The sequence below is a fragment of the Emcibacter nanhaiensis genome (assembly GCF_006385175.1).
Taxonomy (GTDB): Bacteria; Pseudomonadota; Alphaproteobacteria; order Sphingomonadales; family Emcibacteraceae; genus Emcibacter; species Emcibacter nanhaiensis.
On sequence record NZ_VFIY01000004.1, the window covers coordinates 236,577 to 259,052 of the forward strand.

The 22,476-nt window shown below is 53.6% G+C and carries 22 protein-coding genes; 11 read left to right on the top strand and 11 right to left on the bottom strand.

The features are described 5' to 3' along the window. Window positions 1-7 precede the first annotated feature (7 nt). The 5 genes from FIV46_RS01530 (at window position 8) to thpR (ending at window position 5,090) form a co-directional block, all read left to right on the top strand. On the top strand, window positions 8-2,131 hold the full coding sequence (locus FIV46_RS01530) for a TonB-dependent siderophore receptor (protein ID WP_139938036.1): 2,124 nt from the start codon (window positions 8-10) through the stop codon (window positions 2,129-2,131). Window positions 2,132-2,157: 26 nt separating this feature from the next. Beyond that, window positions 2,158-2,496, top strand: coding sequence for a hypothetical protein (locus tag FIV46_RS01535; RefSeq protein ID WP_139938037.1), 339 nt, complete (start codon window positions 2,158-2,160; stop codon window positions 2,494-2,496). Between the two features lie 4 nt (window positions 2,497-2,500). After that, window positions 2,501-2,800 (top strand): hypothetical protein, encoded by a 300-nt coding sequence (locus tag FIV46_RS01540; protein ID WP_139938038.1) that lies wholly within the window; start codon window positions 2,501-2,503, stop codon window positions 2,798-2,800. A gap of 11 nt (window positions 2,801-2,811) precedes the next feature. After that, complete coding sequence (locus FIV46_RS01545) at window positions 2,812-4,416, top strand: PepSY-associated TM helix domain-containing protein (protein WP_139938039.1); 1,605 nt, start codon at window positions 2,812-2,814, stop codon at window positions 4,414-4,416. A gap of 86 nt (window positions 4,417-4,502) precedes the next feature. Further along, entirely contained in the window at window positions 4,503-5,090 is a 588-nt protein-coding gene (gene thpR, locus FIV46_RS01550; protein WP_139938040.1) for an RNA 2',3'-cyclic phosphodiesterase, read from the top strand. Here the strand turns inward: thpR and FIV46_RS01555 are convergent. Continuing rightward, the gene (locus tag FIV46_RS01555) at window positions 5,087-5,353 is read right to left on the bottom strand and encodes a hypothetical protein (RefSeq protein ID WP_139938041.1); all 267 of its coding nucleotides are present in this window, start codon (window positions 5,351-5,353) and stop codon (window positions 5,087-5,089) included. The genes thpR and FIV46_RS01555 overlap by 4 nt on opposite strands. A gap of 265 nt (window positions 5,354-5,618) precedes the next feature. Between FIV46_RS01555 and FIV46_RS01560 the strand changes: the two genes are divergently transcribed. The 3 genes from FIV46_RS01560 (at window position 5,619) to FIV46_RS01570 (ending at window position 9,730) form a co-directional block, all read left to right on the top strand. Continuing rightward, window positions 5,619-7,937 carry an EAL domain-containing protein gene (locus FIV46_RS01560; RefSeq protein WP_181163007.1) on the top strand — a complete coding sequence of 773 codons (2,319 nt, stop codon included), beginning with the start codon at window positions 5,619-5,621 and terminating at the stop codon, window positions 7,935-7,937. 121 nt (window positions 7,938-8,058) lie between these two features. Then, on the top strand, window positions 8,059-8,709 hold the full coding sequence (locus FIV46_RS01565; RefSeq protein ID WP_139938043.1) for an OmpW/AlkL family protein: 651 nt from the start codon (window positions 8,059-8,061) through the stop codon (window positions 8,707-8,709). Window positions 8,710-8,977: 268 nt separating this feature from the next. Then, window positions 8,978-9,730 (top strand): PhoH family protein, encoded by a 753-nt coding sequence (locus tag FIV46_RS01570; RefSeq protein ID WP_139938044.1) that lies wholly within the window; start codon window positions 8,978-8,980, stop codon window positions 9,728-9,730. On the opposite strand, the gene FIV46_RS01575 is transcribed toward FIV46_RS01570, so the two are convergent. Next, a complete protein-coding gene (locus FIV46_RS01575) occupies window positions 9,716-10,684 on the bottom strand; it encodes an NAD(P)H-dependent flavin oxidoreductase (RefSeq protein WP_139938045.1) in 969 nt (322 codons plus the stop codon). The two genes, FIV46_RS01570 and FIV46_RS01575, sit on opposite strands and share 15 nt — an antisense overlap. Window positions 10,685-10,755: 71 nt before the next feature. Further along, window positions 10,756-11,319, bottom strand: coding sequence for a PadR family transcriptional regulator (locus FIV46_RS01580; RefSeq protein ID WP_181163008.1), 564 nt, complete (start codon window positions 11,317-11,319; stop codon window positions 10,756-10,758). 113 nt (window positions 11,320-11,432) lie between these two features. Between FIV46_RS01580 and FIV46_RS01585 the strand changes: the two genes are divergently transcribed. After that, on the top strand, window positions 11,433-11,618 hold the full coding sequence (locus tag FIV46_RS01585; protein ID WP_139938047.1) for a hypothetical protein: 186 nt from the start codon (window positions 11,433-11,435) through the stop codon (window positions 11,616-11,618). A gap of 18 nt (window positions 11,619-11,636) precedes the next feature. Here the strand turns inward: FIV46_RS01585 and FIV46_RS01590 are convergent, their stop codons facing one another. Then, window positions 11,637-11,858, bottom strand: coding sequence for a DUF4170 domain-containing protein (locus FIV46_RS01590; protein ID WP_139938048.1), 222 nt, complete (start codon window positions 11,856-11,858; stop codon window positions 11,637-11,639). 141 nt (window positions 11,859-11,999) lie between these two features. Here FIV46_RS01590 and FIV46_RS01595 point away from each other — a divergent pair, with 141 nt between their 5' ends. After that, window positions 12,000-12,539: a glycine cleavage system transcriptional repressor gene (locus FIV46_RS01595; protein ID WP_139938049.1), complete on the top strand. Its 540-nt coding sequence runs from the start codon at window positions 12,000-12,002 to the stop codon at window positions 12,537-12,539. Between the two features lie 15 nt (window positions 12,540-12,554). Here FIV46_RS01595 and FIV46_RS01600 read toward each other — a convergent pair whose 3' ends face one another. The 3 genes from FIV46_RS01600 to FIV46_RS01610 all read right to left on the bottom strand — a co-directional run bounded on the left by FIV46_RS01600 (window position 12,555) and on the right by FIV46_RS01610 (window position 15,436). Further along, entirely contained in the window at window positions 12,555-13,301 is a 747-nt protein-coding gene (locus FIV46_RS01600; protein ID WP_139938050.1) for an MlaC/ttg2D family ABC transporter substrate-binding protein, read from the bottom strand. Window positions 13,302-13,449: 148 nt separating this feature from the next. Beyond that, window positions 13,450-13,833: a c-type cytochrome gene (locus tag FIV46_RS01605; RefSeq protein WP_139938051.1), complete on the bottom strand. Its 384-nt coding sequence runs from the start codon at window positions 13,831-13,833 to the stop codon at window positions 13,450-13,452. 52 nt (window positions 13,834-13,885) lie between these two features. Further along, window positions 13,886-15,436 carry an alanine/glycine:cation symporter family protein gene (locus FIV46_RS01610; protein ID WP_139938052.1) on the bottom strand — a complete coding sequence of 517 codons (1,551 nt, stop codon included), beginning with the start codon at window positions 15,434-15,436 and terminating at the stop codon, window positions 13,886-13,888. A 205-nt stretch (window positions 15,437-15,641) separates the two neighbouring features. Here FIV46_RS01610 and spbR point away from each other — a divergent pair, with 205 nt between their 5' ends. Then, entirely contained in the window at window positions 15,642-16,754 is a 1,113-nt protein-coding gene (spbR, locus tag FIV46_RS01615; RefSeq protein WP_139938053.1) for a SpbR family protein, read from the top strand. 46 nt (window positions 16,755-16,800) lie between these two features. Here the strand turns inward: spbR and FIV46_RS01620 are convergent, their stop codons facing one another. The 4 genes from FIV46_RS01620 to FIV46_RS01635 are packed head-to-tail and all read right to left on the bottom strand — an operon-like array spanning window position 16,801 to window position 22,369. After that, window positions 16,801-18,195: a TRAP transporter large permease gene (locus tag FIV46_RS01620; protein ID WP_139938054.1), complete on the bottom strand. Its 1,395-nt coding sequence runs from the start codon at window positions 18,193-18,195 to the stop codon at window positions 16,801-16,803. After that, complete coding sequence (locus FIV46_RS01625) at window positions 18,188-18,709, bottom strand: TRAP transporter small permease subunit (RefSeq protein ID WP_219845820.1); 522 nt, start codon at window positions 18,707-18,709, stop codon at window positions 18,188-18,190. Before FIV46_RS01625 ends, FIV46_RS01620 begins: the two co-directional genes overlap by 8 nt. After that, window positions 18,702-19,763, bottom strand: coding sequence for a TRAP transporter substrate-binding protein (locus tag FIV46_RS01630; protein WP_139938055.1), 1,062 nt, complete (start codon window positions 19,761-19,763; stop codon window positions 18,702-18,704). The genes FIV46_RS01625 and FIV46_RS01630 overlap by 8 nt, the downstream gene beginning before the upstream one ends. Next, window positions 19,760-22,369 (bottom strand): coiled-coil domain-containing protein, encoded by a 2,610-nt coding sequence (locus FIV46_RS01635; RefSeq protein ID WP_139938056.1) that lies wholly within the window; start codon window positions 22,367-22,369, stop codon window positions 19,760-19,762. The genes FIV46_RS01630 and FIV46_RS01635 overlap by 4 nt, the downstream gene beginning before the upstream one ends. Window positions 22,370-22,476 lie beyond the last annotated feature (107 nt).

Below are 22,476 nucleotides of genomic sequence, written 5' to 3' on the forward strand. Positions count from 1 at the left end.
TATATTTATGTTTAAACGCTATCTTGCGGCGTCCTGTGCCGTAGCCGCATTAACTGTCGGCAGTCATTCTGCCTCAGCAGCTGAAACAAGCTATCAGGACGATGATGATCGTGCCATCGAAACCATTAACGTAGTGGCGCACAAGCTGACCGAGCTCGAAACTGAAAACAACGGCGGGGCCCTGGGGAAACGCCCGGTACTGGAGACCCCTTTTTCGGTGGATTTGATTTCGTTGGAGGATATGGAAATCCGCCAGGTGAATACGCTGGACAGCCTGTTCAGCCGTGAAGCCTCTGTCTCCATCGACGGCAGCGCCTACAGCACCTTTGGGGCAACTGTTCGCGTGCGGGGTTTGCCGCTGGACTACACCAACAGTTTCAAAATCAACGGCATGTCCATCAACAACTTCAGCGGCGAATTGCCCTATGAAGCCTTTGAACAGGTCACGCTTCTGAAGGGGGCGACCGGCTTTATGTACGGTATGGCGGCGCCCGGCGGTACAGTGAACTATGTGACCAAAAAGCCGGTTGCCGATCTGCTGAGCGTTGATTTCGGCATTCGCAGCGACAGTGTGCTCAGCGGTCATCTGGATGCGGGCACCAGACTGGGTGATCATGAGCAGTATGGCTTTCGGGTCAATCTGGTGAAGGAGAACGGCAATACCTACCTGGACGAGGGGAAAATTGACCGTGAGACAGCGGCGCTGGCGTTTGATGCCCATCTGACAGAGTCGCTTTACTGGACGGTGGACCTGATGTACAGCGATCGTCTGACAGAGAATTCATGGACGGTGATGAATAACTCCATGGACAGCAGCGAACCGCTGCCGGATACCGTAGACGGCAACCGTAGTATCGGCGTTGACGGGACTTTCGACAGTTACAAGAATCTGGTCGCTATCACCAGCCTGAACTGGGACATCAATGACAACTGGAACGCCCGCCTGGAATATGACTATTCCGAGAATGACACCCGCTGGGTGAAAACCCTGGCGTATCTGCTGAATGGTGCGGGTGACGTCTCACTGGCTTTGTATGACCAGTATTTCGACGTCAATTACAGTCAGGTCCAGGCTATTGTGAACGGTGAATTTGAAACCGGTGGCTTGACACATAATGTGGTGCTGGGGGCATCCTACCAGAAGGCCACCACTTATCGAAATGACCCTAATCGGAGAGTTACCTGGGGATACGGTGTCGATAATCTGTTTAACCCGGTAGACCTGCCGGCTTATAGTTCGACCCTGGAAGAAGACCTGTCCATGGCTTGGACTGACACGCAAAGGTCGGCGTTTGTCAGCGATGCGATCGAGTTTTCAGAGAAGTGGGAAGTGCTGTTCGGTCTGAGGGCTAACGAAATTGAGCATACGCCCAGCGATTATTTCTCCGCCTTTCATGATGACTATAAAGATACTGCGGTAAGTCCCACAGCCGCGCTGATGTTCAAGCCTAACTCGAAAACAATCTATTATGTGAGCTTTGTCGAATCCTTCGAAGGTTCCACCTCTGCAGTCGGCGAAAGCTATGCAAATGCAAACGAGCTTCTGCCGCCGCTGAAGAGCAAACAGTATGAGCTCGGTATGAAAACAGCAGGGGATGGCTGGTCCGTTACTCTTGCACTGTTCCGGATTGAACGCGGGGCCGAGATCGTAACTGCAGACAATTACCTGGTCCAGGATGGTAATACCCTCTACCAAGGGCTTGAATTCAGTGGTGCCGCGGAGGTTACCGAAAATTTGTCGCTTTATGGCGATGTGATGCTGCTGGATACCGAGTATGACAAGACCAATAGTGCGATCGAAGGCAACGATGTGGCCGGGGCACCCAAGCAGCAGGTCAGTTTGCAGCTCAACTATGTGGTTGATGCCCTACCCGGTCTGACCCTCAACCTGGGGGGCAAATATCATGGCAAGACAAAACTGGATGCTGCCAATGTCTGGGAACTGCCGGCCTATACCGTGATCTATAGCGGGGCGAGTTACAGTACAACGCTGGCCGGTAATGCCATTACTCTGATTGGTACGATAGATAACCTGTTCGACAAGCAATACTGGGCCGTGGGCGATGCCTATGGCGGCCTGCGTATCGGTGAACCGCGCACCTTTGCCTTCAAGGTGAAAGCGGACTTCTAGGTGAGCCCCAAGCCGGAAGACAACCCATGGCCACTCAAGATCTCCAGTCTGCAGTGGCCATGGCGTCCACTAGTCCCGTATCGAAGGATGAGAAGATGTATATATTTTTTCTGGCCGCCGTCATCATCGGAATAACCGGCGCGGTCGTTCTGTATCTTGGTTCCCCGCATCAGCGGTTACTGCAGCGGAAGTTAACACAAAAATCAAGCATCGCCGCCGGCACAGGTGGTCTTGTCCTGTCGCTCATTCTGTTCGGAAAGGCGGTGTCCCCGCTGACCGCTATCTTCTGTCTTTTTGTCTTGATGATGCTGGTCTGGTCAGTGCTGCCTTTTGTGGCGTTTCTGAAGAGGGAAGAGGGGAACTAATCAGATGACTGTCGAAGAAAAACTGAGCAGCGGGAACTGGTTTGGCAAGGTGTCGGCCGCGGTAATTCTGGGCTTCCTGTTGTCCATCGGATTGACCGGTCTGGTCGGCCAGATAACTGTCGGCGGATTGCCGGGCGACGCAAACAAGGTTCAGTTCACCATGTGGATGACGGCGCCCATCTGGATCGCCTTGCTCGGGAGTTGTTTTCTGTTCAGAACCGGGCTTCGGGCCTGGCTTGGGCTCGGCGCAGCCAATGTTGTTTGTTACGGTCTGCTGTTTGGCGGGCGATTTATTTTGGGGTAGGAGCTGGTTCCATGCGTACCGATATCGTCAAAATGTATAAGGATGTCCACACCTGGACGGGGATCATCAGCGGTCTTTTTCTGTTCATCGCCTTTTATGCCGGTGCCATTACCATGTTTGAGAAGCAGCTTGATCAGTGGTCGTCTCCCCCGGTGGAATTTTCCGATCCGCCTTCGCTGGAGCAGACGCAGAAACTAGTGGACATGACACTGGCGGCCCGGCCGGAGGCGCGCGGAAATTATGAGATACATCTTCGACCAGGCCCGCAGATGCCGGCGCGTCTGAGCTGGTCGGTGCCGCTGGACGGCGAGAGGGGGCGCCACGCGAAACATATCACCTATGTTTCTTCCCTGACCGAAGCAGGGGAGCTGCGGGTCAGCGAGTATCAAAAGTCAGGGTTGGCCAATTTCATCGATATCCTGCATGAACAGGTAGGTCTTCCTTTCGATCACGAGATAGTTATGCCGGTGACCGGTATCGTGGCGCTGCTCTATGCAGTTGCCCTGATTTCGGGCGTTATTGTGCTTGTGCCGAGCCTGATCAAGGATCTTTTCGCCCTTCGGGTAGGGAAAAACATGAAGCGTATGTGGCTCGACAGCCATAATATACTCGGACTGTTCAGCCTGCCGTTCCATATGGTTATGGCCTTTACCTCGGTTATTTTTGCTTTTCATGACGAGATTTACGACGTTCAGGATCAGTTGCTCTATGGCGGAACCCTGGAAAATGTCTGGCGCGGAGCGAATGTTGCGCCGCTTCATTCTCCTGAAGATACAACGACACTTGCCCCGTCCGAGTTAGTCAAACGGATTCGGGAACAGGCGCCGGGCTTCGAGCCGTTTCATCTGCATTATCTGGGAGCGGAAAACGGCAGAGGCGTGGTCCGTGCCGAGGGAACAGACCCCCGAAATATCGTGCCGCGGGCCAATGGCGGATTTGCCATAGTCGATCCCTACAGCGGCAATCTTGTCGACACGGATTTGCTGCCGGGGCATCAGGAAGGCTGGATTGTGCCGGTAACCAGTTTCTTTACCCTGCATTTCGGCAGCTATGGCGGGACGCCGGTACGCTGGGGCTATTTCATCCTGGGAATGGCTGGCGCTCTGCTGTTTTATACCGGCAACCTGTTGTGGATCGAGAGCCGGCGGAAAAAGGAACGCCGGAATAGCGGACCGGTAACGCAATGCAGGAACACGCGCCTGATGGGGAGTCTGACTGTCGGGGTGTGCCTCGGCTGTGTTTGCGGGATTTCTCTGATCCTGGCAGCGGCCAAATGGGCGCCGCTGCTGATGTCATCACCCGGCGAATGGTATGTCTGGCTCTATTATGCCATGTTCATAGTGGCGATTGCGCTCTCCTTTGTGCTGGGTGCAGCACAGGCGTCAATTGTGCTGCTGTGGGCTGCGGCGGTCCTGACGGCACTGGTTCCCTTGAGCAGCCTGACCGGTTTCCTGTTCGGTGCCACATGGCATTATGGCGGAAACGGCGTCGTCAGCGTGGATATCGTGGCCTGCCTGGGGGCCGGAATATTTGCTTTTATGGCGCTATCTGTGTCACGCCGGAGACGGACTGGTCCCCGGGACAGTATCTGGGCGAAACCAGCCACCAGTCCCTGATGGTTTTGCAGCACACTCTCGGGCTTTGCAAGTCTGGCAGGTAAAGCTATTTTATTAGGGAAATAAAAATACTGGACCTGCAAAAGATGACAGACAAGGAAAATGAGAAGGCCTACCAGCGCCTGTTCATCGCCATTCGTCCCGATGACGATGTGGTAAAATCCCTGCGCCGTGTGTGCGGCAACCTGAAGAAGGATAAAGCCTTCGAGAACGTCCGCTGGATGCGTCCCGAAAACCTGCATGTGACGCTGGCTTTCCTGGGCCGGCAAAGCGCAGACGATGTGGAGCAAATTGTTGCGGCCATGGCCGAGGTCTCTGCGGGGCATACTTCATTTGACATGGAAATTTCGGGCCTGACTTCGGTCCGGAACAGCTGGCATAAGGGTGTCATCATTGCCCGGGTGCTGGAAAATGAAAGCCTGATGACACTCCAGCGTGATCTGGTGGAGGTTTTGAGCGGGAGGGGTATCGAGGGGCTCGACAACAGGAAATATATGCCCCACGTCACCCTGGCCAGGCTCAAGACGGAAAAAATCTCCCAGGACCGGCTGTCCGCCGTCGGCTTTTCCCTCAGGCAGCAGGTAACAACCATGGAGCTGTATGAAAGTGTGACGCTGCAGTCTGGCGCCGTTTATACCATGCTGAATTCAGTTCATCTCGGTCGGAAGGATTAATGAGTGGTGTTGTAATCGTCATCCGTGATGGTTGCTTTTTCCAACATTTCTGCCGCTTCCCCGTAGATCCGACCCTCCAGGGACAGTTCAAGGAACCGGATATAATCCTGCGGCTCGGATATTTTCGTTCTGGCCACGACAATGATTTCCAGAGATGAACTCGCATCGAGGTTGTATTTCTGGATCAGGGCGATCATTTCATTGCTGATCCTGTCCAGTTCATTGCGAATATTGGTCAGGGTGAGTTGATCCGGTGTTAGCATAGGTAGTCACTCCTTTGCACTCATTTTACCTAACGGGAAGAAAAAATAAAACGGTAATGAGAGTTGCTGAAAAATCGTTCATTAACAGCACGTTGCACCAAGGCGGGATTTGAGGTAATATTTTCGCACATCTTGTTAATTTATTTACGTTTATCGCATTATATACGAACGTTAAAATCGCACCGAAGAAGAACAATATTATATGAAACCTGCTTCAAGCAAATTCTTCGATGACATGGAATATGCAACAGACGGTAGTTCGTTTATGTCGCATGTTGCACCGTCAAAATTACGTTCGGAACAGATCAGGACACTCAGTTCTGTCGCAATTCCAAATGTTATCGCGTCGCTGTTTCTCGGCCTGATGTTTCTTTGGCTGGTCTGGAATAGTGTGCCGCATGATCGTGCCTACCTGTGGTACGGGGCGCTTTTTATCAGTATGCTGCCGCGGATTGCCATGTCGGTGCTGGCGTCAATATATGGTAGCGACCGGCGTCAGGCTGCCTTGATAGGCCTCTACATCACGTCTACCTCTCTGGGGGGATTTATCTGGGGGTCAGCCATTCTTTTTACCGGGGATTTTCCGTCGAGTGTCGATCCGTTTTTGATCATGGCCCTGCTGGCCGGCGTTTCTGCCGTTACCGTATTTGCCGGTGTGGCGCATCGTTTGGCGGTATGGGCCTTTATGGTGCCCTGCAGCATTCCCGTGCTTTACTTCTTTATTGGCCGTGGCGAACCGCAGGATATGGCCTTTGCCATCGCTTCCGTCATTTTTGTCCTGATCCTCGGCTATGCCGGTCATCAGTTTAACAGAATGTATGTTGCCTCGGTCGCCCTGCAACAAAAAAACAAAGACCTGGTCCATGAAGTGTCTGAAATCTATGGATCACATTTCAAATCTATTGAAAGCCTGCACCACCTGGTCAATCAGATCGGGGCGGGCCTGGCCATGTTTGACAAAAATTTAAACCTGATCATCTGGAACAAGGCCTATCAGAACCTGCATGACTTCCCGGACAACCTGCTGACGATGGGCGTCAACATGCGTCAACTCAACAGATGGCTGCTCAACAGAGAAGGTCTGTCACCCTCTCAGATTGATGCGGAAATAGAAAAACGGATAGAACATCTGAGGGCAAGACGGATTGAAGGTAGTTTTCATGAGCAAATCGACTTCACGGATGGCCGTGTCTTCGATATGCGGGCTGATTTCCTGCCGGATGGGGAAACGATTCTCAGTTTTACAGATATGACGCACCGAGCCCAGGCCAGTACCGACGCTCTTGTGAAAATGGCGCAACTGGATTCCCTGACCAGTCTGCCGAACCGGATGCTGTTCCGGCGCGAACTGAAAAAAAAGCTGATGCAGTCAAAAAATACGGAAAAAATCGTCGGTGTTATCCTGGTCAATATTGATAATTTCAAGAATATCAATGACGTTTTCGGCCATGGTGTCGGTGACAATGTGATCGTCAAGCTGGGCGAGGTTCTGAAATCATATATGCGGCCCGACGAGTTTCTGGCCCGGCTTGGCGGGGATGAATTCGCCATTACCGGCGATATTTATGGATCCGTCGAGGATATTGTCGCTGAAGCCCGCAAAATCCGGGACAATACCAGGAAGGCGATCAATATCGAGGGCGCCCAGATCCCGGTCGAGCTGTCTATCGGGATCACCTATTATCCGGAAGACAAGGGAAGCGCGGAGCATATGGTGCGCAATGCCGGAATCGCCCTGCATAAGGCCAAGGAAGAAGGCGGCCGGCAGATTGTGCTCTTTGATTCCGAGATGCAGGCGGAATTGGTGGACCGCAACACCCTGCTGTCCGACATCCGCGAAAATATGGAAACCAGCCAGTTTTTGCTGCACTACCAGCCGCAAATTGATTTGCAGACCCGCCAGATTTGCGGCGTGGAAGCCCTGATGCGCTGGAACCACCCGGAAAGAGGGTTTGTCTCGCCGGGTGAATTCATCCCGCTCGCGGAATGGTCAAAGCAGATTATCCCGCTGACCGAGCAGCTGTTGCCGGAGGCCTGTGTCCAGGCGAAGCTCTGGCAATCGAGGGGATTGCCGCCCTTTCCGGTATCGGTGAATATTTCTCCGTTGCATTTCCACGACAACCGCATTGTCGATTTTGTTCGTGAGTGCCTCGAGGAAGCCAGCCTGGAGCCCAGGTACCTTGAGCTTGAAATCACGGAAGGTATCGTGATGAGCAAAACCGAGGAAGTAATGGGGACACTTCGCGGGTTGGCCGATCTCGGCATAAAGCTGTCCATTGATGATTTTGGAACAGGCTACTCCTCCTTGTCCTACCTGCCGCGCCTGCCGGTCGATAAACTAAAAATCGACAGGGCGTTTGTTCATGGTATGATGGACGACAAGGAATCACAGTCCCTGATTGAAGCCATCATCAGTATGGGACACAGTTTCGGCCTCAAGGTTATTGCCGAAGGGGTCGAGGACAGTGCAGAGTTGGAGCTTTTGGCGAAGCTCAAATGTGACCAGGCGCAGGGCTACTATATCAGTCGGCCGATGGAGGCCGGGAAAGTGACCGAGTGGTGTCAGGCCCACGCAAGTATTTGAATTTTCTTTTTAAAACCTGATCTAAATCAATTTAATACGAGTTCTGTTTTCCTATAGTAGCGTTAGTTGACGGGATAATTTTATCCAATTTATTTCTCAATTATGACTGAGAGGAAACACCATGAAAACAAAACTTCTTACAACTTGTTGCATTGCCGGGCTGGCTGCTGCCACGCTGATGAGCGGGGTCGCCGAGGCAAAGGAAAAAGGTGATTGGATGATCCGCGCCCGCGGTATCTGGGTTTCTCCGGATGCCGGCGGAACGACTTCAATCGGCGGTGACGTGGATATTGACGACAAAGTCGTTCCCGAAGTGGACTTCACATATTTCGTTACTGACAACATCGCCCTTGAGCTGATTGCTGCGACCACCAAGCATAATCCGGTGGTAAAAGGCAGCGATCTTGGTGATGTGCCGATCGGCAGTGTCTGGCTGCTGCCGCCGACAGTGACGGTTCAATATCATTTCGCCCCCCAGGAAGATTTCAGCCCCTATGTTGGCGCCGGGGTAAACTATACCTTCTTCTATAGCGAAAATACATCAGATACCCTGGACGGCTTGGGACTGACCACAATCGATTATTCCGACGGTTTTGGCTGGGCGCTGCAGGCTGGTGTCGATTACAAGATCAAGGATCAATGGTATTTCAACATTGATGTCAAGAAACTGTTCCTGAGCACTGACGTCAGCATTGCGAACGGTGCGGTGACAGCACCTGACGTTGACATTGATCCCTGGATCGTCGGTGTCGGTATCGGTTACCTCTTCTAAAAAGCAGGCCTCATAAATGAAATATTTATGATGCAGCGCAGAAAGATTTTACATTTTCACTCTGAACGATTACACTTGTTGTAACGAATCTTTGAGAAAGGATGTTTCAGAGTGAAGCTACCGCGAGCGGGAATAGACGATCCCAGTCGAGACAGTGAAACCCTTTCTGTTGCCCAAAAATGCAAATCAAACGCCTTCCCTGCCGGGAAGGCGTTTTTTGTTGTTCTGAAGAGTAGAGTTTCTGTCCACCTTAAATTTGGAGACTGCAATGGGTAAAAAATCCAGACGCATGCACAACACTTCCGAAAACCAGAATATTCACAGTTCGAATATTCGACCGCTGTATCGTGACGGCGGATGGGACCCCCTTGGCGGCGAACAGGAAAGGAGAGACAGAAAGTACGTCCGGAAAATCAAACCCCAGAGCGACAACCAGGCCCAGTTGATCAAGGCCATTGAGGAACACAATGTAATTCTTTCCGTCGGGCCGGCGGGAACCGGGAAAACCTATATTGCCGTGGCCAAGGCCGTGGAAGCTCTGGAAGCCGGGGAGGTGTCCAAGATCCTGCTCTGCCGTCCGGCTGTGGAAGCCGGGGAAAGCCTCGGCTATCTGCCTGGCGCGGTAGATGAAAAGCTGGCACCCTATCTCAGGCCGCTATATGACGCGCTGGCTGACCGCATGGGTCTCAAAAACCTGAAAAAATACCTTCACGACGGCACGATTGAAATTGCACCGGTCGCCTATATGCGAGGCCGCACACTCAACAATGCCTTTGTCGTCGTCGACGAGGCCCAGAACTGTACTTACGGCCAGATCAAAATGCTGCTGACCCGGCTGGGCTGGCAATCCACCATGGTCATGACGGGAGATCCCAACCAGACCGACCTGCTGGACGGCCTGTCCGGACTGGCTGACATCTCCGAACGGCTGTCCACGCTGGAAGATGTTGCTGTGATCAGACTTGCGGACAAGGATATTGTCCGTCACCCGCTGGTGGCAGCTATGTTACGGGTAATTTGATACCGTAAGCAGATCGGCCTTCGCGTCGGTATATTCCTGGACCAGGTGGGCCACAAGGTCCGCCGTCGCCGGGGCATCCTTGATACTGCCGAGGCCCTGGCCGGCGCCCCAGATATCGCGCCAGGCCTTGGTCTCGGCGCTGCCGAAATTCATCTTTGACTTATCGGCTTCCGGAAGGTTTTCCGGATCCAGACCGGCACGGGAAATACTGGGCTTGAGGTAGTTGCCGTGCACCCCGGTGAACAGCGAAGAATAGACAATATCGCTGGCGGCATGGTCGATCAGCATTTGTTTGTAGTCCGGATCCGCGTTCGCTTCCTTCGTTGCGATGAACCTGGTCCCCATATAAGCCAGGTCCGCGCCCATGGCCTGGGCCGCCAGAACGGACCGTCCGGTGCTGATGGAGCCGGCCAGCAGGATCGTACCGTCGAAAAACTCTCTGACTTCCTGAACCAGGGCAAAGGGGCTGAGGCTGCCGGCATGGCCGCCGGCGCCTGAACAAACCAGAATCAGCCCGTCCACACCGGCTTCTGCCGCCTTGCGGGCATGGCGGATATTGATGACGTCGTGGAATACCAGACCCCCATAGTCGTGGACCGGGCCGACGATCTGGTTCGGCGCCATCAGGCTGGTGATGATGATGGGAACTTCATGCTTGATACAGAGGCCGAGGTCATGTTCAAGCCGGTCGTTGGAGCCGTGGATAATCTGGTTGACCGCAAACGGGGCGACTTTTTTACCCGGATTGGCGGCCTGATAGTCGGCAAGCTCGGTTTTGATACGGATCAGCCATTCATCCAGCACCTCGGCAGGCCGGGCGTTCAGGGCCGGAAAGGAGCCGACAAGCCCAGCCTTGCATTGCTCGATCACAAGGTCTGGATTGGAAATAATAAACATCGGCGAACAGATCACCGGCAGGGACAGGCGGTCAGCAAGAAGTTCCGGCATGGACATTGAATTTCTCCTTAATGTATCTAATAGATACATTATTATGAAACGGCCACAAAGTCAAAGGGGACATAAGCTTATGTGATGTCCATATCCTTTAGCATCTGAATGGTGTCTTCTGCCCACTGGATATTATGTTTTGTGCCGGATAATCCGTAATTCAGAGTCGCGGCCAGAAAGATCAGGTTGGGGGTCATTTCCTTGCCGTTCCGGGGCAGGGTGGAATTAAATCCTTCAAACATTTCCAGTCGCTGCTTCTCATGTTTAATGAAATCTTCGAGGTGGCGAATACTGATTGCCGGATCGACTGTGCTGCCAAAGAACAGCTTGAGCAGGAGTTCGTTCCGGAAACCGCCATAGTCAGCGTCTTCTTTGATCCAGTCGGCAAGGACCTGCTTGCCTTTGTCGGTGATGGCGTAGCGCTGCCGACGCCGGCTTGAGGGCTCCTCCTCTTTGACCCTGACGGCAAGACCTTCCGCTTCCAGTTTCTTGAGCATGGGATAGATCTGGCCATAGCTTTCGCTCCAGAAAAACCCAACGCTTTTCTCAATTGCTTTCTTGATGTCATAGCCTGAGCGGGGCTTGCTGCAGAGAAATCCCAAAATGGCGTAAAGAGTGCGGCTTTTTCTGTTGTTATTCATAAAACTACCTTGCTTCCCAGGCTGCGAAATTTGATGCCGGATCGTCATACAATGGTCACAGAGCAGCAGTATATAGCATACCTCAGCAAATTACATTCGGAGGTTTTTTTCTGATGCCATCAATTGTCCCGGAACTTATCCAAGACACAGAGACCACTCAGCGCATTGCACGGGTTTTGCTGAAGCATATTCGCCCGAAAAACAAAGAAGAGGCGCGGGAAATTCTGAAGGGGCGGCTGGGAGTATATGTAACCAAAAAGGAAAACCTGGACCAGGAAATAGAACGTTATTTCAACTGATCCAGGTGGCCTGTTCCTTTAGTCGCTTTCCGGTTCCAGAAGTCTGTGGAGATGTACAACAACATATTTGGTAAGGGCGTCGTCAACATTGGCCTGGCTGGCGCCCTTCCAGGCATCCCGCGCTTCCTTGTAGTTGGGAAAAATCCCGACGATATCCAGTTCCTCAGTATTTTCGAACTCCAGTCCGCTGGGGTCCGTCACTTTCCCGCCGAATACGAGATGTAAAAGTTGTTCTGACATATTTTGTACCTGCTGCAATTGAAAAAGGCTTGTCCGTCAATGATGATCCGGAAATCATTTACTGGCAGAATAGCACTTTATCAGTTATTTTTTATGAATAATAGAAACTCTGTCATATAGGTAATCGGTTCAAAGCGCAACATGTCTCATACCAGAAATCATACAGTTCTTATCTCAATTGTCAGTCCTGATCAGGTTGGACTGGTGGCGGCCGTCACCGGGCGTCTTTTCGATCTTGGCGTCAATCTGGCGGACACCTCCTTTGCGGTGCTGGGCAAGGGATGCGAATTTTCCTGCGTTGCCGAGCTGCCGGCCGATATTTCCAGCCGGTTCCTTCAGAGTGAACTCCAGTCACTGGAGTGCCTGGCCCATGCCGATTGCCTGGTGACCGATTTTCGCTTTCCGGTGGACCAGGACAGTTCCTCGGATGTTACCCACATCATAGAAGTGGGGGGCGGGGACCAGCCCGGCCTCATTGCCCGTCTGGCGGAAGCCTTCATCGATTATGACGCCAATGTGGTCCGCATGCATTCAACGCGGCGGCTGGGCGAGGATGGAAAAATGACCTATCACACCACCTTTGCCATTTCCGTGGCGCCTGAGCGGGCAGAGGCCTGTATTGCGGCGATAAACAATACGGCAGGCCAGTTGCAACTGACCTGCCGTGATCAAAAGGTCTGACGACTGACTGGAAAATCAGCTGTCTTCTGTATCGTCATTTTCTGGTTTGTCGGCTTTTTCGATTTCCAGCGGTTCCGCTTCCTCGGTGCCGTCAATGATATTCTGCATATACTGGTTCAATCCCGCCATTTTGCTTTCAGACACCCGCGAGGTAAAGTCGTCGCGCTGGGTGCGGGCCATGCTGATGCCTTCGATTTTCACATCGATAATCTGATAACCCTTGTCTTTGAAGGGGCGGATGCGCCAGTCGACGTCAAAGGTTTCGTTGTTCTCGCCATCAACCTTGCTGCGGACAAACATGTCTTTTTTGCCGTGCGGAATGACCCGCTCGATTTCGATCTCCGTGGTATCCAGCTTGGTCAGGCGGGACGCATAGACCTTGATCAGAAAATCAGGGAAAAGGTCGAAATAGGTCTTTAGTTCCTCTTTGGTGGCCTGTTTTCTGTGGCGGCCGAGCACCAGCTTGCCAATATAATCAATGGCAAAGGAATCCGTCAGGATCACCCGCATCTGATCTTCCAGCTCGGCCTGGGAAAGCACGTCCTTTTGTTTCAGGACGTCGAAGGCGCGTTTGGAGGTGACCTCAATAAACTCGCGACCCTTGGCTTGTTCTTCTGCGCTTTGATTTGGATATTCCTCTTCCGCCAACACTGTCTGGGAAAAGAAGACGGCTCCAATGACTAAAAGCAGGGAAAAAGCGATCAGGATAGCTCTTCGGGGAAGTCCCTGGTCCCGTGAGATGGCTTTAGCGGCAGTTTTCATATCAGGCAGCCTTAAACTTGTTTCCAATAAAACTCATATGACTCAATGTTAGGATCATTGAGCCATCAATCAAGTATTCTCTTTTCGCATCATGTCAAAAAATGGGCGCTTTCAAAATAAAAGCGCCCATTCTACAGCAAAAAAATAATCAGTCTGACAGGGTTTTAAGATAGGCGATCAGGTTTGCCCGGTCGTCGTCTTTTTTCAGGCCTGCGAAAATCATGCGGGTTTTGGGAACAAGGCCTTTCGGCTGGGTCAGATAGGTATCCAGGGTGGCCTCATCCCAGGTCAGGCCGGATTCTGCCATGGCGTCCGAATATTTAAAGCCTTCGGATGTACCGGCTGCCCGCCCGACAACGCCATAGAGGTTGGGTCCGACTTTCTTTTTGCCGCCCTTATCGACGGTGTGGCAGGCCGAGCATTTTTTCTTGAATAATTTCTGTCCGAGGTCAGCGTCTCCCTCGGCATGGGCTGCACTGGCGGCCATAAGGCCGATTACAGGGACAATCATAAATTTCAAAAGCGATTTCATATCACGGTCCTTTTGAGTTTTTAAAAAATCTTCAGGTGGTACTCCGAAACCGTCAGGCTCTTTCTTCCGCGGTGACGGGGGCAATTTCTCCGCTTCGTATACGCTCTAGATAGGAAGTGATCTCCTGTTTTACAACAGGGGCGAGGACAACCACACCGATAATATTGGGAATTGCCATGGAGAAGAGGGCAGCGTCGCCGAAATTAGTGATCGCCGTCAGCTGCATGGTGGAGCCGATGATGGCGACACTGCAGAACAGCAGCTTGTAGGCCATATCCACTTTTTTGCCGTTGCCGAACAGGAAAGACCAGGATTTCTGGCCGTAATAGGCCCAGGTGATGGTTGTGGAAATGGCGAACAGGAAGGCGATGATGGCAAGCGCAACATCAAAGTTGGGGTAAACCGTCGTGAAAGCGTTTGATGTCAGGATAATGCCGTCGCTCTCTCCGCTCATGTATGCGCCGGTAATGATGATCACAAGCGCTGTTGTGGTGCAGACCACCACTGTGTCGATGAAAGGTTCCAGCAGGGCGACCAGTCCTTCGGTAACCGGTTCGTCTGTCTTTACAGCGGAATGGGCGATGGCGGCGGAACCGATACCGGCTTCGTTGGAGAAGGTCGCGCGTCTCATGCCCTGGATCATGACGGCAATGACGCCGCCGATACTGGCTTCCGGGGTAAACGCGCCTTTGATAATGGCACCGAAAGCTTGCGGAATTGCACTGAAGTCCATGATCAGAACGCCGAGCGCAGCCAGCATGTAGACCCCGCACATCAGCGGGACGAGTTTGGAGGTGATCGAGGCGATGGACTTGATTCCGCCGATCAGCACCAGCCCGACAAAAATGGAAACACAGACGCCGTAGATCCAGCCGTTATTGTACAGGAAGCTTTCCTCGCCGCCCGTCACATGTTTCAGGATGGAGAGGGAGTTGCTGACCTGGAAGATATTGCCGGCGCCAAACGCGCCAAGGATACAGCAGAAGGCGAAAAAGCTGGCCAGAACCAGACCGATCTTGGGGAAACCTTTTTCCGCAAATCCCTTGCGCAGATAATACATGGGACCGCCGGAAACCACGCCATGCTCGTCAATTTCCCGGTATTTGACGCCCAGAGTACATTCGGCGAATTTGGAGGTCATGCTGAACAGGCCGACGACGATCATCCAGAAGGTGGCGCCGGGACCGCCGGCGGCGATCGCAATCCCCACCCCGGCGATATTGCCGAGGCCGACAGTACCGGAAAGGGCGGCCGTCAAGGCCTGGAAGTGGCTTACTTCGCCGGCATCGGATTTTTTCGTATAGTCGCCCCGGACGATACGGATTGCCAGGCCAAAGCCGCGAATATTGATAAACCAGAAATACAGGGTAAAGCCGATGGCGGCAGTAGCGAGCCAGACCACAATCCAGGGCAGCTGCTGTCCGGCGATGGTGATCGGATAAAAAATGAAGCTGGAGAAAGCATCTGTAAAGGGGGAGACAGCGTTGTTGATGGCTTGGTCAATTTTTTCGGTATCGAGTGAAAGTGCGTGTGCCGATGAGGCAAATAATGTGGCCGCAAGCAAAACCAGCGCTGAATAGATGTTTCTACGTGTTCTCTTCATTTTCATCCCCTGAAAACGGTTTATTGGTTTAATTTTTCTGAACTTATAGCTCATATTAACGCGAGTTTAACTACTTTTGTTGAAAATGACACCGTGTTGTTCAGAAATACAGGGATTATTGTGCCCGAACAGAAAGCAGAAAGCGAAAAGACTACAGAGCTGCTGCGGGGATAATAAAACAATGGAAACAAAGGCTTAGATTTCAATGACGAACGCTCTCAGTCAGTCTGATGTATTAAAACTTCTCAAGGACCCGTCTGTCGAAAACCGTGCCGAGGCTGCAAAAAAAGTCGGTCAGCATTTTTCAGGCGACAGTCTGTCCGCGGAAGAAAAGAAAATCGCGGAAGATATCTTCAAACTCATGGTGAAGGACGCTGAAGTTCGCGTTCGTGAGGCGCTGTCAGCCAGCCTGAAGGATAATCCGGAAATTCCCCATGAAGTGGCCGTGTCTCTTGCGAACGATGTCACTGAAGTTTCCCTGCCGATTCTCGAGTTTTCCGAAGTTCTTACAGATGAAGACCTCAAAGATATCATCGCCAACAGCGGCTCTGAGAGCCAGATGGCTGTTGCCCGGCGGGAAAATCTTTCTGCAGAAGTCGCCGACGCCATTGTCGAGACCAGCCAGGACGAAGATGTGGTCGCCACGCTTGTCTCCAACGAGAGTGCTGATCTTTCCGAAGGCACCATGGGTAAGGTGCTGGACAAATTTGGCGAAAGCGAAAAGGTCAATGCACCTCTGGCCCAGCGCGGTCAGCTGCCGCTCAAGGTTGCGGAACGGCTGGTCAGCCTGGTTTCCGAGAAAGTCCGTGATCATCTGGTGACCCACCATGAAATGACCCCGGATATGGCCATGGACCTGTTCCTCAGCGCCCGCGAACGGGCTACCGTCAGCCTGCTGAACCGGGGTGTCGATGTGATGGATGTGCGCCAGCTGGTTGATCAGCTGCATAGTAATGGCCGCCTGACGCCGACACTGATTATGCGGGCCCTGTGTATGGGCGATCTGGTTTTCTTCGAATCCGCGCTGGCAAAACTCTGCAATATTCCAACCAGTAATGCCTATAAACTGATCCATGATCGTGGTGATCTTGGTATCTCGGCTCTCTTCCGCCAGGCTAACCTGTCTCCGGAACTGTTGCCGCTGGCCAAGGCCGCCCTGGACGTGGCCGAAGATATGTCCGTCAGCGCCGGTGAGGATCGGGAACGGTTCCGCAGCCGCATGCTGGAGCGGGTACTGACCTATTGTGAAAATGATGTGGATCCGGAAAACCTGGACTACTTCATTACCAAGATGGGATCCGGCTCCGCCGCCGCCTGAACAGGATAAATACCGATTTCGAAGCCGCCTCACTGAGGCGGCTTTTTTATTTGAGTAATAGTTGCGGCAGCCAAAGGGCAATCTGCGGGAACAGCATGACCAGCAGCAGACCCATCAGCTGCAGCAGGACGAAGGGCACCACGCCGCGGTAGATGTCCCTGATGCTGACGCTGTCCGGCGCCGCGCCCTTGGTGAAGAACAGCGCGAAACCGAACGGCGGGGTCAGGAAGGAAGTCTGCAGGTTGATGGCGGTCAGGATCGCGAACCAGACGATTATGTCCGAGGATGCCAGATGCGGGCCGAAATCAAGGGCGCTGACGATGGGGGCGAACACCGGCAGGATAATCAGGGTGATTTCAATCCAGTCGAAGAAGAACCCCAACAGGAAGATCATCAGCATCAGGCCGCCGAGGATGATCCAGGGTCCGGCCGCAATGGACTGGATGAAATGAATGATCAGGTCATCGCCGCCCAGGGAGCGAAAAACATAGGAAAAGGCCGTCGCGCCGATAAACACGCCAAACACCATGCCGGTAGTGCTGGCGGTTTCTTCGCACATTTTACCGAGTCCGGAAAAATTCAGGCGATTTTTGATCAGGGCCAGGATCAGGGCGGCGAAGGCGCCGACGCCGGCGGCTTCTGTCGGTGTGGCGAAGCCGGCAAAGATCGAGCCGAGGACCAGGAAAATCAATGTCAGCGGCGGAAGAATTCTCTTCAGGAGCAGGGCCACCGGATTGGCGTCCGGCAGGGGGCTGCCGCCGAACCTGTCGTCCAGCAGCGGCTTTTGTGTGCTGACGGACGGGGCAATTTCCGGGTTAAGCCAGCTTTTGATCAGGATGAATATGACATAAAGCAGGGCCAGCATCAGGCCCGGCACCAGGGCGCTGACAAACAGGGTGCCGGCGGAGGTGGCCAAAAGCTCGCCCATGATCACCAGCATGATGCTGGGGGGTATGAGGATGCCCAGGGTGCCGGAGGCGGCAATGGTGCCGGTGGCAAAGGCTTTGTCATACTCCTGTTCCAGCATGATGGGCAGGGCCATCAGGGTAATCATGACCACACTGGCGCCGATGATGCCGGTGGTGGCGGCCATAATGGTGCCGAGCAGGGTGACCGACAGGGCAAGTCCGCCGGGAATGCGCCGGGTCAGGATCTGCAGTGACTGCAGCAGGTCGCGGGCGATGCCGCTGCGTTCCAGGATGATCCCCATAAAGATAAACATCGGCACGGCAATCAGGACCAGGTTTTCCACCACGCCGCCGTAGATGCGGGAAATGATCAGGAAGAATTCCTTGAAGTTATAGACATTCAGGGACATGCCGATCAGGCCGAATAAAAGCCCGGTACCGCCAAGCACAAAGGCGACGGGATAGCCGCTGAACAGGAACAGGCCGAGCACCGGGAACATGAGCAGCGGGAGGAACTCAATCAACTCAGCCATTGCCGTCTTCCCCGTGTGAGAGAAAGATCATATTGCGCAGTATCACAGCAATGCCGGCCAGCGCCAGCAGGCTCAGGCCAAGCGGAATAAACCCCTTGATGATCCAGCGAAAGGGCAGTCCTTCCGCCGCGGACGACACTTCGTTGCCGACAAACGCCCGGTGGGCAAAATCAAAGCCGAAATACACCAGCACCAGGCAGTAGGGGATCAGGAACAACAGACAGCCGACGATTTCGATCCAGGCCTGGAGGCGCGGCGACAGTTTTTCCCGGAGCAGTTCGACACGGACCTGGGCATTCTTCAGGTAGGTAAAGCCCAAGCAACAGAGAAACAGAATGCCGTGCAGGTGCCATTCCAGCTCCTGAAGCTTGATTGACCCGATCACGAAAAAACGTCGGCTGATCACATCGAACACGATGACCAGCATCATGGCAATGACCAGCCAGGAGGAGGCTCTGCCGATTGAAGTGATGAAGCCGGACAGCGACTTTTCTATTTTGGCGAGATCAGTCAAGATTTCCCAGTTCTTTCCAGATTTTATATTTCGCCCGGAAAGCGCTCAGGGAGTCCCAGGCCCGCTTGAAATCGGGGTCTTTTGCTGTCTCTTCCCGGACGACGTCCTGCCATGCGGAGTCCAGCGCCTGCATAATATCGTCCGGCCATTTGTGGAACTGGACTCCCTGCCTTTTCAGCTCTTCGAGGGCATCAGCCTGCTCGGCCTCGCCGCGGGCCAGGGTGTATTTGATATTATCGGCGCAGACGCTTTCAATCTGGGCCTGTTGGGTCGGGCTCATGCTGTTCCACTTGTCCAGATTGATCATCAGTTCGAAGAAGGTCGCCTGTTGGTGCCAGCCGGGAAAATAGTAGTGCTTGGCGAGCTGGCTGAAACCCATCTGCAGGTCGATGGAGGGGATGGAAAATTCCGTGGCGTCGATGGTGCCGAGCTCAAGGGCCGGAAAAATATCGCCGGTGGCCAGAAGCTGGGTCGAGACGCCCAGTTTGCTGAGAACCCGGGCGCCGAGGCCGTAAAACCGGATTTTCATGCCTTTGAGATCGTCGAGGCCTTTGATTTCCTCGCGGAACCAGCCTGAAGCTTCCGGCGGGCTCAATCCGCAAATGAGACTATGAATATTATGTCGGGCGTAAATCTCGTCGAAGATTTCCCTGCCGCCGCCTTCATAGAACCAAGCCAGATATTCCGGGGCGTTGGGGCCGAAGGGCACGGCGCTGAACAGCTGGAGGGAAGGGACCTTGCCGCTCCACAGGCCCGGGGCGGACCAGCCCGCATCCAGGGCGCCATAGGACACCGCATCGAAAATTTCCAGGTTGGGCACCAGGGCCCCGGGTTCGAAAAACCTGATGGTCACATTGCCGTTGGAAATAAGCTTGATCTGCTTTTCAACCCGTTTACCCCCGGCCCCCAGAAGGCCGAGGCTGGACGGGTAGCTGCTGGCCATTTTCAGGTGGACGGGGGGATAGGCTTTCTTTTCGGTGGTCCCGACATCACTCTTCTGGTCGCACCCACCGAGCAGAAAAGCCAGCAGCAAAAGCCCGGTTATATATTTCATGAAAGTTTTCCAACGGCCTGGGCCAGCGCCAAGTATACCTTGCCGGCATCGGAAGAAATCAGCGCCACGGCAAAGGGTGAATTATTGTTGCTGGCCATGGCCTTTGCCATCAAGTCCTCGAAATTCTCCATATAATCCTGGACATAGCGACGGAAGTCGGGATCGTCTTTGCATTTTTCCGCCACTTTATTCTGGATTTTCCGGTCACTGACTTTTTTCAGACGCCGCAGAAAGGCGCCTTTATCGCCTTTGATATAGAGCTGCCAGAGGTCGTCGGAAACATCTTCATCCACATAGCGGCCGATATCGATGGCGAAGGACTGCAACTGCTCCATCACCCGGGAGGCGAGAGATGAGAAACCGCTGCCGGATTTCTGGCTGATTTTCTTCTCAAAGGCTTCGGCATCGGCGACAACGCTGTTGCTGGACAGCTGGATAGACTTGATCAGCTGCTGGAATTTTTCATTGTGATGCTCAATGACCTTGTTGGTCTCGTCGGCCGCTTCAATGGCGCTGGCAGAGGCAAGATAGATGCTCTCCGAGGCATGCTGCAACTCATCGGAGATGCGCTTGATGTTGGCTTCCGCGGTCTCGGCGGTCCGGTTGTTATCAACCTCCAGCGACTTCAGCCGTTCCGTCAGTGTCCCAAGGTGATTGATGGTTTCAGTACATTTGGCGCCGATATAGTCTGACGTTTTGCGCCAGTCTTCAGTGATGTGGCCGGTTTTCGCTTCCGCTGCGCTCAATTGTTCACCGATATTGCCTTCGATCTCCTGCATGTCCCGCAGGCTGCTTTCGGCGCGCTGGCGGATCTCCTTCACATGGGTGGCCAGTTGTTCGGTCTGGCTGAGGATGTTGTCGATGATCGCCTGGCCGTGGGCGCCCAGGTCGGAGGACTGGTCCTTCAGCTTATCAATGGCAAGGCCGATATGTTCTGTCACCGTGGTAATGTTTCCGGTCAGGCTGTCATGCTGCTGTTTGAGTTTTTCCTCGGATTGTTCAAGCTGGGTGCGATAGGTCTCGGACAGTTCCTCAAAGCGGCTGCCCTGGCTGTCCATCAGGCTGATATTTTCGTTCAGCTTGGTCACATTGGCCTCGACCTGCTGGCCGATGGTTTCAGAATGTTTCTGGATATCCATCAGGGAGCCCTGGATGGCTTGGCCGATCTGTTCGGTATTGCCGTTGAGGATGGACTGGATTTCCTCGGCCTGCAGCTTCAGGCCCTCGCGGATCACCTCTGCCTGGTTTTCCAGGATTTCCTCGGCATTGGAAATGCGGGCGGCGAGGGAATGTTCCAGGCTTTCGTTCTGGGTGTTGATCCGGCGCGTGCTGTCTTCGATCTGTTCGGCGAGATTGGCGGAAAACTCGTTAATGATGGCCTGTATCTGATCGGTGTTTTCGGCAAACCTGCTGCTGCTTTCTTCCATCAGCATATTGCCTTTTTCCGCCACTTCCGAGAAAAGACGCCCAAGGTTGGCGGCGTGGCTCTGGAAGCTCTCGCCGGCTTCCGCCGTCTGCGCCAGGGCGCCAGCGGCAACAGTCGAAAGTTCATTCGCCTGGGTTTTGAGCAAACCGGTTAAACGCTCGCTGTCGGCAGCCGCCTGTCCGGTCAGTTTGCCCATGGTGTCGGCCTGCTCATCCAGCTTGGCGCAGATTTCCCCGGTTTGCTGTTGCAGTAACTCGACCGTCTTGGTCAGGGCGATGCCGCGGGCGTCAATTTCCCGGGACAGGCCGGTCAGTTTTTCGCCTGAGCTGTCGACCGACCGATCCATTTCAGAAGTCAATTGCTTCAGTTTTTCACCCATCGCGTCCAGTCGGGCTTCAATCTGCTGGGCGCGTTCGTCCAGGGTCTTTTTCTGGAAGACAATTTCGTTGCTGACTTTTTCCGAATTCTTGCGGGTCGTGTTGGTGATGGTCTCACTGTCGAATTTGAGCTGACTGAAGACGGTTTCCAGCTCTTTGAGCTGGACGTTAATCTCTCCGCTGAGTTTGGTCAGGGACTCCCGTTCGGTACCCATCAGTTCCTGAAACGCCCTGGTGCGCTCTTCTGCTGTGGTCGTCGCGTCAAACAGAGAGGAGATCTGTTCCTGAAAACGGCTTTCCAGGTTTTCGATGCGGGACTGGGCGATCTCACCGGCCGCCTCGACATGTTTGATTTCCTTGTGCAGGTTGGCAACGATTGTCTCCACCCGTTTCTGGGCGATGTCCAGCGGGGACAACAGGTTTTCCAGTCCTGAGGAGAGGGCAAGCCGTTCTTCCCGCAGTGGGGTCACGCGCAAAAATGTCAGGGTAATCAGCCAGATGACCATCAGGGGCAGCATGGCGCCGGCCAGAAGTCCGGCCATCTCATAGAGCGGCATCCGGTCCAGTTGCCGGTCGGAGGACAGGAACAGGCTGACGCAGGCGGCAATCCAGGCGATGGAAAGAATGCTGGAGGTCAGCATGGGCCAGTAGTTCTTGAACCAGGATTTGGCTCCGGCTTCCCGGGTGATATTAATGCGATTTTGCCTCAGGGATGACGGGTGGGGGGTAACCACCTGATCCGTTTCCTTCTGTCCGTCCTGATTAATGGTTTCCTCTGCCTGGGATGTGCTCTGTTCACTCATTCTGGTGTCATTTTTCTGGTTGTTAGACAATGCGGCGCATTCTATCAGGCTCCTCATAGGGGGGCAACTGCTGCGCATGCATTAAGGATAAATTATTAATGAGGATA